Source organism: Gordonia sp. 852002-50816_SCH5313054-c, from assembly GCF_001665925.1.
GTDB lineage: Bacteria > Actinomycetota > Actinomycetes > Mycobacteriales > Mycobacteriaceae > Gordonia > Gordonia jacobaea.
The window spans coordinates 1-12,412 of sequence record NZ_LZTE01000010.1 but is presented as its reverse complement, the minus strand read 5'-3'; the positions used below and the strand labels follow the sequence as shown (position 1 = coordinate 12,412).

Annotated in this window: 13 protein-coding genes and 1 tRNA gene; 9 read left to right on the top strand and 5 right to left on the bottom strand. The window is 60.9% G+C overall.

Translation table 11 applies throughout. From position 1 onward, the window contains the following. Window positions 1-398 precede the first annotated feature (398 nt). From A5788_RS00655 to A5788_RS23750, 5 genes are all read left to right on the top strand, one after another. Window positions 399-470 (top strand) — tRNA-Gln (locus A5788_RS00655). A 260-nt stretch (window positions 471-730) separates the two neighbouring features. Further along, the gene (locus tag A5788_RS24530; protein ID WP_082937814.1) at window positions 731-1,519 is read left to right on the top strand and encodes a helix-turn-helix domain-containing protein; all 789 of its coding nucleotides are present in this window, start codon (window positions 731-733) and stop codon (window positions 1,517-1,519) included. Between the two features lie 142 nt (window positions 1,520-1,661). Further along, complete coding sequence (locus A5788_RS00650; RefSeq protein WP_064868329.1) at window positions 1,662-2,285, top strand: ParA family protein; 624 nt, start codon at window positions 1,662-1,664, stop codon at window positions 2,283-2,285. An 83-nt stretch (window positions 2,286-2,368) separates the two neighbouring features. Then, window positions 2,369-2,605 carry a hypothetical protein gene (locus A5788_RS00645; protein WP_064868326.1) on the top strand — a complete coding sequence of 79 codons (237 nt, stop codon included), beginning with the start codon at window positions 2,369-2,371 and terminating at the stop codon, window positions 2,603-2,605. Window positions 2,606-2,884: 279 nt separating this feature from the next. After that, on the top strand, window positions 2,885-3,112 hold the full coding sequence (locus A5788_RS23750; RefSeq protein ID WP_331710800.1) for a helix-turn-helix domain-containing protein: 228 nt from the start codon (window positions 2,885-2,887) through the stop codon (window positions 3,110-3,112). Between the two features lie 35 nt (window positions 3,113-3,147). Here the strand turns inward: A5788_RS23750 and A5788_RS00640 are convergent, their stop codons facing one another. The 4 genes from A5788_RS00640 to A5788_RS00625 all read right to left on the bottom strand — a co-directional run bounded on the left by A5788_RS00640 (window position 3,148) and on the right by A5788_RS00625 (window position 9,737). Next, a complete protein-coding gene (locus A5788_RS00640; protein WP_064868323.1) occupies window positions 3,148-6,264 on the bottom strand; it encodes a type I restriction endonuclease subunit R in 3,117 nt (1,038 codons plus the stop codon). After that, window positions 6,264-7,550 (bottom strand): restriction endonuclease subunit S, encoded by a 1,287-nt coding sequence (locus A5788_RS00635; RefSeq protein WP_082937813.1) that lies wholly within the window; start codon window positions 7,548-7,550, stop codon window positions 6,264-6,266. Before A5788_RS00635 ends, A5788_RS00640 begins: the two co-directional genes overlap by 1 nt. After that, a complete protein-coding gene (locus A5788_RS00630; RefSeq protein WP_064868320.1) occupies window positions 7,547-9,283 on the bottom strand; it encodes a type I restriction-modification system subunit M in 1,737 nt (578 codons plus the stop codon). Before A5788_RS00630 ends, A5788_RS00635 begins: the two co-directional genes overlap by 4 nt. A 193-nt stretch (window positions 9,284-9,476) precedes the next feature. After that, a complete protein-coding gene (locus tag A5788_RS00625) occupies window positions 9,477-9,737 on the bottom strand; it encodes a helix-turn-helix domain-containing protein (protein ID WP_064868317.1) in 261 nt (86 codons plus the stop codon). A 59-nt stretch (window positions 9,738-9,796) separates the two neighbouring features. Here A5788_RS00625 and A5788_RS00620 point away from each other — a divergent pair, with 59 nt between their 5' ends. Both A5788_RS00620 and A5788_RS00615 read left to right on the top strand, forming a co-directional pair. After that, complete coding sequence (locus tag A5788_RS00620; protein WP_156525412.1) at window positions 9,797-10,468, top strand: hypothetical protein; 672 nt, start codon at window positions 9,797-9,799, stop codon at window positions 10,466-10,468. A 47-nt stretch (window positions 10,469-10,515) separates the two neighbouring features. Beyond that, window positions 10,516-11,085 (top strand): hypothetical protein, encoded by a 570-nt coding sequence (locus tag A5788_RS00615; RefSeq protein WP_064868310.1) that lies wholly within the window; start codon window positions 10,516-10,518, stop codon window positions 11,083-11,085. A 50-nt stretch (window positions 11,086-11,135) separates the two neighbouring features. On the opposite strand, the gene A5788_RS00610 is transcribed toward A5788_RS00615, so the two are convergent. Continuing rightward, window positions 11,136-11,348: a hypothetical protein gene (locus A5788_RS00610; RefSeq protein ID WP_064868307.1), complete on the bottom strand. Its 213-nt coding sequence runs from the start codon at window positions 11,346-11,348 to the stop codon at window positions 11,136-11,138. A 371-nt stretch (window positions 11,349-11,719) separates the two neighbouring features. Between A5788_RS00610 and A5788_RS23350 the strand changes: the two genes are divergently transcribed. After that, on the top strand, window positions 11,720-11,935 hold the full coding sequence (locus A5788_RS23350; protein WP_082937812.1) for an antitoxin VbhA family protein: 216 nt from the start codon (window positions 11,720-11,722) through the stop codon (window positions 11,933-11,935). Further along, window positions 11,928-12,383, top strand: coding sequence for a Fic family protein (locus tag A5788_RS00600; RefSeq protein WP_156525411.1), 456 nt, complete (start codon window positions 11,928-11,930; stop codon window positions 12,381-12,383). The genes A5788_RS23350 and A5788_RS00600 overlap by 8 nt, the downstream gene beginning before the upstream one ends. Window positions 12,384-12,412: the final 29 nt, after the last annotated feature.

The following is a 12,412-nucleotide window of genomic DNA, read 5'->3' as shown; positions in this document are numbered from 1 at the left end:
GAATTACGTGACGGACAGGTGAGGAATTACGTGACGGACAACCCCACCAACCTGGGGAATTACATGACCGCTGACAGTCGGTCGAGCGTGCACTCCGCTGGTCGAGCCGACCGCCGCTGGTCGAGCTTGTCGAGACCACCTGGCTCGGTAGATGTGTGTCGCTTATAAGGATGTGTGCGCTGCAGCACCCACATCTTTACGTTCGACACACATTTAGGTCGGGGTCTGGTCGGTCGAGCGTGCACCCCGCTGGCCGAGCGTGCACCCCGCTGGCCGGGCTGACCACCGCTGGTCGAGCTGACCACCGCTGGTCGAGCTTGTCGAGACCACCCCGCCCAGCTCGACGCCCCTGTGGCACAATCGTCTGCCGTGCCTGTGGCACACTTCTAGGCGAGTAATCCCCCATGGTGTAATCGGCAACACTTCTGATTTTGGTTCAGGCATTCCAGGTTCGAGTCCTGGTGGGGGAGCAACGAGAAAGACCAGCTCAGAGCTGGTTTCGATTCAGCTCCGCAACCCTCATGTCGATTAGATGTCGACATCGCACGCGGGGACCCCTCGAAACGAACGACCCCGACTAGGTGTTAGCGCACCTGCCGGGGTCTGGCGAGGGGATCGTCGCATGATCCTCCAACGCGTTGATTAGCACTGTACCGCTCGCGGTAGTGCTGGTCTAGCGTCGCCGCCGGTAGGCGGTTGTCCCTTCGCCATAAGCCGAAGGGGTCTTTTCATGTCCTACGAGCTGACCGCGTGGGCGGTCGCTGTCGAGCGACCGGCCGATGCCGGAGCCGACTGGACCACAGTCAAACTCACCCTCGTCACCATGGCGTCCTTCCCCGACGCACAGGGCCGCGAGTGCTTTGCCAGCGTTGCGACTATCGCCAGCCGGATGGGTGTCTCACCCGCGACGGCCAAACGTGCGATCGGAACACTCAAGCAGTTGGGGCTGGTCGTTGCGTCGGAGCAGCCGGGACGCCCGACGCGATTCCGGTTTGTCGACGGCGCCCGCGAGGCCGAACCTAGGTCACTCGTGACCCAGGTCGACGATGACCCAGGCCATGCGCGACCTAGGTCATCCGTGAGCCAGGGGGTAGGTCATCGGCGACCCAGGGGGTGGGTCACCGATGAGCCACAAACAAGGTCTTTAACAAGAGAACTAACAGGGGGTGCGCGTCCAGGTGTCGACCGTCCGCGATTGACGGTGGTCGCCGAACCTCCATTTAGGACATGCGAACGTCACCCCGACGGGACCGACATGCCTTGTGTCGCTTGCAGAGACGCACGTCGCCGGCACGAGGATTTCGAGCAACGACGACGGCTGTCCGCACTCGAAGCCCAGCGTGAGGAGCGGGAACTGGCGGTGGCGGCGGAGCGGCTAGCAATTCGAGCGTGCGACATGTGCGACGAACGTGGATACCGCGGGAGCTTGCCTTGCCATCACGATCCTGACGGTGATGCGCGGCACGCACGTGGGATGGCGCAGGTTCGGGCCGTCCTCGCGCGGGGGAGCGCGTCGTGACGAGCGAGACTGGCTTAACCGCAACGTAATTGGCTCTGTCGAGTATTCAGCTGAACAGCCAATTACGCACTTATCCATTTAGCTAAACACCCAATAATCTAAGTGCCTGTTTACATATCGGGCTGAACCGGAAGGGTTTTCAGTGCCTTGTATCGCTGTTGTCAATCTCAAAGGTGGGTCGACGAAGACCACGTCGGCTGCCTACCTGCTCCACGCTCTGGCCGAATCAGGCTTGTCGGTGCTGGGGGTGGATGCCGACCCCGAAAACTGTTCACTCGTTCGATGGTCGGACCTCGCCCAGTGGGCCACACCCGTCATCGGGATGCCCGTCAAAGACTTGCATCGGCGGTTGGATGCCGTGTCGGAAGGTTTCGACGCCCTCGTCATCGATACGCCGCCGATGGAGTCCGGCCGCGGCATCGTGACCTCGGCCGTGCGCGTGGCCACCCACATCGTGATCCCGATGTCGCCGACGCCCATGGACTTCGATCGCTTGGGCGCAGTCCTTGAGCTGATTGACGACGTCGGACCGTTGCGGATCACTCCACCTGTTGTTGCTGCGCTGCTCACCCGGGTGGTGACGAACTCGGCGTCTGCTGAGGGTTACCGCTCGGCGGCGAGCGACCTGGTCCACGTCCTGCCTGCGCGTGTCGCGCGGTTGGAGCGTTTCGCGCAGGCCTTTGGCTGCCCGATTGATGACGCGCTGAACACTGCATACGGCGACGCTCTGGCTCAGCTGCTCGATATGGAGGTTGCGCAGCGGTGACCTCACGAGCAGATCAGATCCGGGCCCAGGCGTCCCGCGTGGCGGCCCAACCGTCGACTCGATCATCGGTTACGGCAAGGGCAGTGAGCGAGAGCGCGATGTCGTCGGTGTCGAGGCGAGTCGGCAAGACGGTCAACCTCGACGCTGACCTCAACCAACGAGTTCTGGCTTGGCAGGCTGACGCGGCACACGCTACTGGCACGCCTCGCGTGACGTTTCAGGCCGTCGTCGACGCCCTGCTCAAGGAATTGCTTGACGACGAACTCCTGGCGATGCGTGTTCGCGAGCGTCTTGTGGCCGAGATGGACGAGACGTTATGACTTAGTTCTCGAGCCGTGCCTGCGCTTCTTCGTCGCTTTCCCTACTAGCTATCTAGCTGTCCAGCTACCCGCGTGTATCTGAAGTGTCAGTCTTTTGTAACGAATTGATCGCTATGGAGTACGCCAGACGAGGTAATTGGCCCGCAGAAATGCCGACCCTTTCGATGAATGCTCCTGGTCAAAGCGTGCGCGAGATTATCAGCGGCTTCGATGTGGGGGTCGCCTCTACCAAAGTTGTTAGAAAACAACAACTTTGGTAGATTGCTCTACTGAACAGGTGTGCTTAGGATCGCTGACGTGAGCACAAGACAGCACGGCGCAGATCGTCCCGGTACGTTTGTTTCGATTTCTCAGGTGGCGGAAATTTACCAAGTCCACCCCACTACTGTTCGGCGCTGGATCATGGAGGGACGAGTCGAGGCCCAACGTGTGGGGTCGCGGCTCATCCGACTCGACCTGGAGAACGTGTACAAGCGGCTTGGACGCCCGACACCGGGCGGGCTCTGACCAAGACGAATCGATCCGGAGGGCCGGGGCCAGCGCTATGCCTTGGCATTCTCGTCGGCGACGACGCGGTAGAACCACTTCGCGATATCCGACATCAGATGCCCCCGCCCCGGCGCATCACTGAAGAAGTAGTCGCTCATCTTCTGGTGTGCCCCTTGGTTATCGGCGACCGCGCCGGTCACGGCGAACTCAAAATCGGGTGATTCGGTGAACTGCTTCGCCGTGTTGACCTTCGCTTGTTGGACCAACTCATTGTCGGCCAGCAAAGTCCGAAGCAGAGACTCGATGAACGACACCTTTTGGTTCTGGGTGAAGTCCTCGGAGCCGAACAGGTCGTTGAGGCGGTCGAGAACCTGTTGGAACGCCACCATTGTCGGGTCACGCTTCTCACCGGAGCCGGCGGCTGTAAGACCCGACAACCCCACCTTGTTGGCACCGAGACTGATGTCAGTCTTGCCTTGGTCGATTTGCTTGACGTGTTCGAGTACGACATCAGAGAGATCGATTGGCGCCGTGTAGTTCTCGGGCTGGATGATTCGCTCGAGGTGGCGAAGGTAGATCTGCTTCTTCTCCAGTTCCGGGTCGCCGTAGTCGATGATCTGTGACATGAAGTCATAGAGCCGAACGAACGAGCCGACGTCGCGGCGGAACATGTCGAGCACGGCGAGCTCCGCGTTGTCGCCCTCGCCGCCGTTGTCTAGGAGTGCGGCGTTGTATCGGTCGGCGAATCGCTTCTTGCCTGGCCCTATCGTGGCGGCAAGCGCGTTGTTGCCCTTGTTCTTCACGAAGGCCTCAGCGCATTGGTCGACCTCTGCCTGGGTGTAGATCGCAACGGTGTCGAGTTTCGCGCCGAGGTCGTGCACCAGGTTCGGGTCGGTTTCGGTTTCGAGGTAGGCGTTGGTGAAGTAGGGTTCGAACGCTTCACGGATCGTGGACGGTTCGTTGACAAAGTCCACCACCGAGGTCATCGCAGCAGTCTTCGGCTTTCCCGATGGCGTGCGGTACGTGCGATTCAGGCGCGACAGGGTCTGTACCGCCGTCACACCCGAGAGTTTGCGGTCGACGTACATCGCACACAGCAGCGGCTGGTCGAAACCGGTTTGGAACTTGTTGGCGACGATCATGAACTTGTACTGATCTGCAGTGAACGCGGTGCGCAGGTCGCGCACACCGGGATTCATGCTGGCCTCGGTGAAGTCGTCGGGGCCTGATTCCGGGTCGTGAACCGTTCCCGAGAACGCGGCCAGCGTGAGATAGCCGTAACCCTTTTTCGCAATGTAGGCGTCGATCGCCAACTTGAACCGGACCGCAGCCTTGCGGGAATCGGCGACCACCATCGCCTTCGCATGACCATCGAGCAGGTCGGCTACGTTCTCACGGAAGTGTTCGACGATGATCGCCGACTTCTGCGCGATCGTCTGTGGGTTGAGCTTCACCCACTTCATCACGGCCTTGGTGGCCTCGGATTGATCTACCTCCTCGGCTTCTCCCGCGGCGTTCTGCCCGATCTGGAACGCGAGTTTGAAGCTGTGATAGCCGGTGAGGACGTCGAGGATGTAGGCCTCTTCGATTGCCTGTCGCATCGTGTAGATGTGAAACGGCACGGGCTTTTCGTCTGGGCTGGGGCGGCGGCCGAACAGTTCGAGCGTCTTGCCCTTGGGTGTGGCGGTGAACGCAAAGTAGGAGATGTTCGACGAGTCGGCGCGGTCGGATGCCTCCGCTGCCAGGATCGCTTCGACGTCGACCTCGCCGCCATCCTCGAGGTCCTTGAGTTCGTCGGCGGTGAGTACCGCTTTGAGCTTGCCCGCGATCTGCCCGGACTGCGACGAGTGCGCCTCATCGGCGATCACAGCGAACGTCTTGCCCTTGAGGCCCTTGTTCTCCCTGATGGCCGCCATCGCGTAGGGGAACGTTTGGATGGTCACGACGATGATGAGCTTGCCATCGGTGAGTGCCTTCGCGAGCAGCCCCGACTTCGATCCGCCCGCCTTCGCTGCCTCATCCCGGTCGATGGCGACGACGATGCCCTGGTCGTTGTCGATCTGCTTGATCGCGTCCTGTAACTGGGCGTCGAGGACGTTGCGGTCGGTGACGACGATGACCGAGTCAAACACCTTCTTGTTGTCCACCTGCAGGCGTGCCATGCGGTGGGCGGTCCAAGCGATGGAGTCAGTCTTGCCCGACCCGGCCGAGTGCTGGATCAGGTAACGGTGACCGGGCCCCTCGGCGGTGACGGCAGTCGTGAGGCCGGTGACCGCCTCCCATTGGTGGAAACGGGGGAACCGCAACGTCGAGCGCTTGCTGGTCTTTCCGCTGATCGGATCGGTGCTCGATTCGTGTTTGATGTACATCAACCGGCCCAGAATGTTCAGCCATGCGTCCCGCTGCAGCACCCGCTCCCACAGATACGACGACGGGGAACCGCTGGGATTCAGTGGGTTTCCCGCGCCACCGTCCTCACTGCCACGATTGAACGGCAGAAAATGGGTCTTCTCCCCGGCAAGGTTGGTCGTCATCCACACCTCGTCGTTGGAGACGGCGAAGTGCACCAGCGCGCGAGCACCGGAGGCGAACAACGGTTGCCGCAGGCCGGTGCCAGGGTCCTTCGGTAGACGCGACGTGCGGTACTGCGTCATCGCGTCCATCACCGTTTGGGTGAAGTCGGTTTTGAGTTCTGCTGTGGCAACCGGCAATCCGTTGACAAAGAAGACTAAGTCAACCGAGCGGTTGTCGGCGGTGGAGAAGTGGACCTGTCGCATCACGCGCAGCCGCACCGCCGCGTAGTCGGCATTGCGTTTGGCGTTGAGGGTGGATTCCGGGCGGAACACACACATCGTGAACTTGCCCGACAGGTGAGAGAAACCGTGGCGCAACAGGTTCAGCGTGCCGCCGCCATTGGACAATGGCGTATCGAGGACCTTTACAATGCGGTCGAGGAGTTGCGACTCTTGCTTGGTCACGTCTTGGGAGCCGGGCTTGATGACCTTGGCGACCTGCTCGGGCTGAGTGTCACGCAGCCAGCCGAGCACGTCGTCGCGGAACAAAGCACGTTCTTTGTCGTAGCCCTTATCGTTCGGCGAGTAGAGCCACCCGTGTGCGCGGAGGTACTCAGCGATTTCTCGCTCGAACTCGATCTCGTTGTGCTGAGCCATTATCCGGCCACCTTGTCTCGCACGTCAATCTGGCCGGTGACAGCCGCGGTGATCAGCGCCGCGCGGCGTTCGCGGGAGAGGGCGATGAATTTCTCGGTCTCTGCGATCAGTGTGTCGATAGTAGATGTTTGTTTGCTGAGATAGTCAGCTATGCGTAATCGCTCGTCGACCGGGGGTAGAGCGAATCGGAGGTTGTGGAGGGTTGTGGATGTTAACTGGTTAATGGTAGACGTCGAGAACAATCCGGTTTCAGCCTTGAAAATTTCAGAACGCAGCACCCATTGTAGGTAGTTGTTCATGTCGGACCGTAGGGCCACCATAAATGCTCCCCAGGTTTGCCCTAACGCGATTGGGGTTACTACTGCGCTTTTTCCGACCAGCTTTGAGCTGCCATTCCTCGCGCAAATAACTATATCGCCGGCTGTCAGGCGGAGAGCTTCCGGAATTTTGCTACTGACGTATACATTGTCTTCAAAAACCAGCCGATCATTCTGAATATTTCCTGCCCGCAGAACCAAAGTTCCGCCAGCTTCCGAGTCGACCACGTCTTCCGGCCTATAGGTCAATCCAATTAGAGCTTTTGCAGCATTCTTTATACGGATGACTTGCCAGTCCCGGGGTATGTCTCCAAGCGACGAGACGCCTGAAGGTTTGAGTGGAATATTCTCGTCGATTCCCCGTGTCACAGCGCGGGTTATTGTCGAAACTCGGCGCTCACGCAGCAGCTCGATGAGCCGCTGCTGCTCCGCGATGAGCGTGTCGATCCGGGCCGTCTCCTGGTCCAGGAAGTCGGCGATGGCGCGCTGCTCGTCGAGGGGTGGGCGCTGAAACCAGATGTCGCCGATCTGACTCGCGTTGAGGTTCGCTTGCGTATTGCTGCGTACATCGCGCAGCAAATCATTGCGCATGTCAAGGAGAACGTACCTAAGAAACCGCGGCTCGACGCGGTCGCGACGGGGCTCAATGCCGAGCAGTGCCTGGTTCCAAGTGGCACGCAGGCCGAGGAAAGCGACTTCTCCAACGCTTGCATACATGGCTAGCAAGAGGGTCCCCGGTTCGCCGATTGGCATCGAACGCGAGGCGATTGCATCTAGGGATAACGACTTGGCTGTGTTGCTGACGATCTCACGACGACTCATGTCGGCGATGGCGACGAATGGGATGCCGTTCGGATCGTCCCCTTCTAACCAAAAAGACGCCTCATCCGTTGACGGAGTCGCACCTGCGGTGCAGCTTGTGTCCCACTTGATTCGTCCGCGCGACCAGCGAACTGGAAGCGCGGTCACCCTTCCACCTCCCGCAGCAACTCCATGATCCTGGAGACCTGCTTCTCAAGGTCGGCGTCGATCTCCGCGAGCGGGCGTGGCGGCACGTACTTGTAGAAGTGTCTCGTGAACGGAATCTCGTATCCCACTTTGGTTTTCGACTCCTCGACCCATGCGTCGGGCACGTGTGGCAGCACCTCGGCGTCGAAGTAGGCTTTGATGCTTGCGTCACGGCCGAGGTCGCCATCGGTGTTGCCGCCGTAGGTGAACGGCACGTTCTCGGTGTCGCGCTTCTTGGTGTCGGGCTTCGGGTTACCCTTGCGGTCCTTCGAGACCTTGCCGGTCTCGGTGAGTAGGGGTTGCTCGACGGTGATGGTCCAATATCCGAAGTCGTTGGCGGTGAACACCTTGGAGAGGTCGGGGTCGGCGTCGTCGAAGTCGTCGTAGAGCGCGACGATACGGTTGCGGGCAGCCTCGTCGAGTTCGCGGTTTTTGGAACCGAGGCTCTTGCGCATCTTGGTCCAGAACGATGTTGCGTCGATCAACTGCACCTTGCCCTGGCGTTCGGGCTGTTTGGAGTTGTCGAGCAGCCAGATGTAGGTGGCGATGCCGGTGTTAAAGAACATGTTGGTCGGCAGCGCGATGATCGCTTCGACCAGGTCGGATTCGAGGAGCCACTGTCGGATCTTCGACGGTCCCGACTCGGCGGCACCGTTGAACAGTGGTGAGCCGTTGAGGACGATTCCTGCACGCCCGCCGCCGTCGTGTTCGGGCCGCATCTTGGAGGCCAGGTGGCAGAGGAACAGCATCTGGCCGTCGCCAATTGAGGGCAGACCATGAGAGAAGCGCGAGTTGGTGGCCAGCGCTTCCTTTTTCACCGACTCCTGCGACGCCTTCCAGTCCACGCCGTAGGGCGGGTTGGACATGCAGAAGTCGAAGGTGCGGTCGAAGAAGAGGTCGTCGGCGAGGGTGTCGCCGAGGCGGATGTTGTTGGCGTCCTGTCCCTTGCCGATCATGTCGGATTTGCAGATTGCGTACGACTGGTCGTTGATTTCCTGGCCGTAGAGTCGCAGTCGGGCGTCGGGGTTGCGTTCCAGCAGTCGTTCCTCGGCGACTGAGAGCATGCCGCCGGTGCCCGCGGTGGGATCGTAGATGGTTCGGATGGTCCCGGGTTCGAGCAGCGCTTCGCTCTCTTCGGCGAAGAGTAGGTCAACCATGAGGCGGATCGCGTCGCGTGGGGTGTAGTGCTCGCCGGCCTCCTCATTAGAGGCTTCGGCGAATTTGTAGATCAAGTACTCAAACAGGTCGCCCATCTCGGCGTTCGGCACCGAGTCGGGGTGCAGGTCCACTTCGGCGAACTGCGAGGTGACCAGATACAGCCGCTTCTTCTCATCGAGGGTGGCGAGTTCGTTCTCGAACTTGAACCGCTCGAAGACGTCGATGTTCGACGAGAAGCTGGTGATGTAGTCCATCAGATTCGCTCGCAACCCTTCTGGGTCTTCGAGCAAGGTTGCGAAGTCATACGGGCTGGTGTTGTAGAAGCTCAGTCCGGTCTTGCGCTTGACCTGCACGTCCAAGGCGCCGCCGGAGTGCTTGTCGGCCAAGGTGCGCACTTCGTCGCGGGTCGGTTCGAGGATGCAGTCGAGGCGGCGCAGGATGGTGAACGGCAGGATGACGCCGCCGTACTGATGCGGCTTGTAGACACCGCGCAGTTGGTCCGCGATTCCCCACACGAAGTTGCCCAGGCTACTCACGCTCGATACCTCCGCTACTGCGCGCTGATGTGCATAGGTTGCGATGAGAACACTATGTCTGTTGGCTGCGCGGGGGAGCGGCGGGGCGAAAGTCGTCAGGTCTATCGATAGGTTCGGTGGACGTCCGCTGGCTGGTCGGATCGTCCAATCCATGGGCGCTCTCGAAGGTGGAGGAATACCCGGCGGCCGCAGCTTATTGCTCCGGGGAGAGCAGTTCACCTGCGCCGACGCCGAGGACCTCTGCGATGTCGAAGAGTCGTTCGTAGAGCAGTCCGCGCCGCCCGTGTTCGACCTGGATGAGCACGTTGCGCGTCACGCCGGATTCGAGCGCGAGCGCTTCTTGCGTCAGTCCCTGCTCGATGCGCAGCGCCCTGATTCTCTGGCCAACCGCCTTGCGGTGTCGGGCCCACGCCTCCAGTCGGCTCGGGTCGACCTGGGATGGGCGTGTGGGCACCTCCTCAGTACCCGATGAGATGACCGCAAAGTCAGCCCTACTAGTAGTACTTTGATGCCGTGGGTACGGATGCTGGCAGAGAATGGGCGTCGCCGATGGCGATGGATGTCTTGGACGAGATGGTCGCGGTCTTGGATGAATGCGACGCAGTGTTGCTGATGCTCGGCGAGGAGGCGGCGCTCAATCTCGACGAGTTGGCGCAGTTCATTGAGATTGCACGCGACGAGACGGTGAATGCGTTCAAGGCGGCGAGCTTGCTGAATCGTTACGCCGCATTGAGCGAGTCGTGGACGAACGCGCGGTCCCGACCCCGAGCAGTGTTCGCGCGACATGCCGCTGCCGTTCGCAGTGGCGCGCCGCGGATCAAGCCCGCGGCCCCGTCTGTTCGATTTCCGTCCGACGACGACATCGACATGTCGGTGGTGCCTGGCACCCAGAACGTGATGAGCGATGAGCGTGCAGAACGTCCTCAGTGTGCGGCCATCGCGAAGTCAAAAGGCAGAGCCTGTGCGAATCCCGCGGCATGTATCGGGCCGAACGAGTTTCTGCGGCACTGCTATGGGCATCTTGAACCGGATGAGCGGGAGCTGTTCAACGCTCACCGAGAGCGCGTGGCCGAGTTGACGATGGTGCAGCGCGCCGCGGCAGTCAGCGATCTGCTCGAGAACGGGCGCATGGTGGCTGCGGAGTGGATCGAACGGCGCCGGCTGAGGACTGAACTAGGCAACTGACCGCGACTCCGCTGGAGTCCGACGGTTGAGCAAAGAGAGGGACCACGATGTTTGCTGAGAATGCATACCGCGAGTTGATGCAGGCGTACGGACGCGCAGCGACAGCCGATGAGATGGAGAGTGTCAGTCGGCGGCTGGCGATCATGATTGAGGAGCAGACGATCCTCTTGACGCGCCAGTGGCATCAAGATCATCCCGATCAGGTGCCCGAGTTTCAGGATCTGCTGAGCATCCAGCAGCGATCGTCAATGACCGCCGACGAGTTGTTGACCGCGCAGTATCGGGAAGAGCTGCTGATGGTCGTTGGCGACGAACCGGAAGCCGAGCAAGAACAACCGACGGCGCCGGACACGCGGCCGTTGTCGCAGCGGTGGGTTGAAGACCTGGAACACGTCGACGCATCGGAGGAATCTCTGGCACTCGTCGACGCTCTGTGGGGTCACCGCGCGCCGCGGTGGGTGGTGTTGGCGGCCAGTCTGATCGAGGTGTGGACGATCGAGGGGCGACGCTTGCCGGACGGCTTGGAAGACGAACTGGTGCAAGAGGTCGAGCGGTTAGTCGATGCACGGGCCGCAGCGGGGGACGCGTTGATGAGTTCGTTGCGGACGGAAGCCTAACTTCACGCTTGCGCTTGCTCCGGGCGTCGCTCGAGACGATTGTCGGTCGCTCAGCTTCCTGTCACGGAGTCGTCTGACGGCTGGACCTGAAACGATCCGAGCACCACTTCGTCGCTCGGTACATCCCACAGCGCCGCGGCAAGATCACGAGCCATATCGGGCGCTTCGGCAAGGCTGCTGCTTTGTGTGTACTGCTCGACTTCCGGAACGTAGATGAGCCAGAACGCGCCGTCGCGGCTCGCTGTTGCTGTGATTGCCTTCATCGCTCGACCGCCTCTCTGCAGATGCACGCGAGTGTCCTGGGCGACGCAGAGTTGCTACAGCGACCTGAACGGTTGTTGTCCAGTCTGGTGCTTGGCCACATCTCGAGTTGCGGCGTCACCGCCCACACGATCGTATCGGTTCGGCTCGCGCAGTCGAAGTGTGTCTTGTGTGCCAACACAGGACGTCGCCGCGACAGACCGGCTGATGAACTCGTCGGCCACTGGGTGCACTCACCGTCCACCAGCAGACCCGCAGAATGACGAAGACTCGCCATACGCTTCGCCCGCATCTAACTGTCTCTAGACAGCGCAGCATCAACAACCCTCACCACGTAAAATAGGTAGTGATCCGATCAGGGAGGAGTTCGACCATGGCTGCACCGAACGTCACGCGCACCGAGGACGAAATGTTCGCGGCCGTCGCAGCAGGCCATGAAATGGCTGGGATGCCACTGACCGACGACGACGAAGCCGTAGTGCGACGTGTCCTGCGTGGGGAGACTACCGCCGAGCGAGAGATCGCCGCGCTCGACGAGAAGTATCGCCAACGGAAACGGAATCGAGACCGCCACCCCTGCGGTGAGTAGTAACGAAGCCAGCGAGGCCGGGCAAAGCACCCCTTTGCCCGGCCTTCTTGATGAAGTCGAAAAGCTCAACCTCGACCCAGCAGACCTGGCTGAGCGCGAGAGGATCGTTGCTGGCATACGAATCGCCGAACTCGAGCGAGACCCGACTCTGGCGGGCGGTGACTTCACCTTCGGCCACCTGCAGGCCATCCACGCCTACATTCTGCAAGACACCTATGCCTGGGCTGGTCGGCCCCGAACGATTGGCCAAGACACCACCGCGTTCGGAATGGCGCACTGTCGTCCCGAGTTTCTTGACGGCGAAATTCGTCGAGTGTTCGGGGCGATCGACAGTAACCGACCGTCGCTCGCCGACCGCGACGCGGCGATCGCGACCGTTGCCGAGCACTGGGGAGAACTCACTGCTGGTGTTGCGAACATATTCGCAACGGAACTATCTTCCGCCTAACCGGACGGCTCCAACATGACCGGTTCTGT

Bases quoted from the DNA above. Each gene is read 5' to 3' on its own strand.
- A5788_RS00615 (WP_064868310.1), top strand. From the start codon at position 10,516: ATGTTTGCTGAGAATGCATACCGCGAGTTGATGCAGGCGTACGGACGC.
- A5788_RS23350 (WP_082937812.1), top strand. From the start codon at position 11,720: ATGGCTGCACCGAACGTCACGCGCACCGAGGACGAAATGTTCGCGGCC.
- A5788_RS00610 (WP_064868307.1), bottom strand. From the start codon at position 11,348: ATGAAGGCAATCACAGCAACAGCGAGCCGCGACGGCGCGTTCTGGCTC.
- A5788_RS00640 (WP_064868323.1), bottom strand. From the start codon at position 6,264: ATGGCTCAGCACAACGAGATCGAGTTCGAGCGAGAAATCGCTGAGTAC.
- A5788_RS24530 (WP_082937814.1), top strand. From the start codon at position 731: ATGTCCTACGAGCTGACCGCGTGGGCGGTCGCTGTCGAGCGACCGGCC.